2 protein-coding genes are annotated in these 690 nt (G+C 66.2%); both read left to right on the forward strand.

The features are described from left to right. Positions 1-318: helix-turn-helix domain-containing protein (locus V2J85_RS40310; protein WP_330824353.1), on the forward strand; the 318-nt coding region annotated here is incomplete at its 5' end. A gap of 4 nt (positions 319-322) precedes the next feature. Further along, on the forward strand, positions 323-690 hold a 368-nt coding region (locus V2J85_RS40315; RefSeq protein ID WP_330824354.1), incomplete at its 3' end, for a PIN domain-containing protein.

The following is a 690-nucleotide window of genomic DNA, read 5'->3' on the forward strand; positions in this document are numbered from 1 at the left end:
TCTGAACCCCTGATCCTCCCCCGCGAGGCCGTGGAGCTTCTCGCGTCGCTCCTCGCTCACCTCGGCGCCGGCCGCGCCGTGTCCGTCGTTCCCTCCGACGCCGAACTCACCACCCAGCAAGCCGCCGACATGCTCAACGTGTCCCGCCCATTCCTCATCGGGCTCCTGGAGGCGGGGGAGATCGAGTACAGGACCGTCGGCACACACCGCAGGATCACCGCGTCCTCTCTGCTGGAGTACAAGCGTCAGGACGACCACCGTCGCCGCCTGGTGGCGGACGAGCTCACTCAGCTCGGCCAGGAGATGGGAATGAACTGAGGCCATGGCCTTCACCGCCGTCTACGACGCCAACGTTCTGTACCCGAGCACCTTGCGTGACGTGCTCATCAGAGTCGCGCAGGCGGGTCTGGTACAGGCGAAGTGGACGGACCGCATCCTCGACGAGACCTTCCGGAACCTGGAGAGCAACCGGCCCGACCTGGCCCCGCACAAGCTGAAGCGAACGCGCGAGCTCATGGCGGGCTCCATCCGGGACGTACTGGTCAAAGGGTACGAGCCGCTGATCGAAATGCTCGATCTACCGGACCCGGACGACCGCCACGTGCTCGCGGCGGCTGTCCGCGCGAAGGCCCAGGTGATCGTCACGTTCAACCTCAAGGACTTCCCGGCCGACAAGCTGTCGGTCTGGGA

The organism is Streptomyces bugieae (genome assembly GCF_036352915.1).
GTDB lineage: Bacteria > Actinomycetota > Actinomycetes > Streptomycetales > Streptomycetaceae > Streptomyces > Streptomyces endophytica.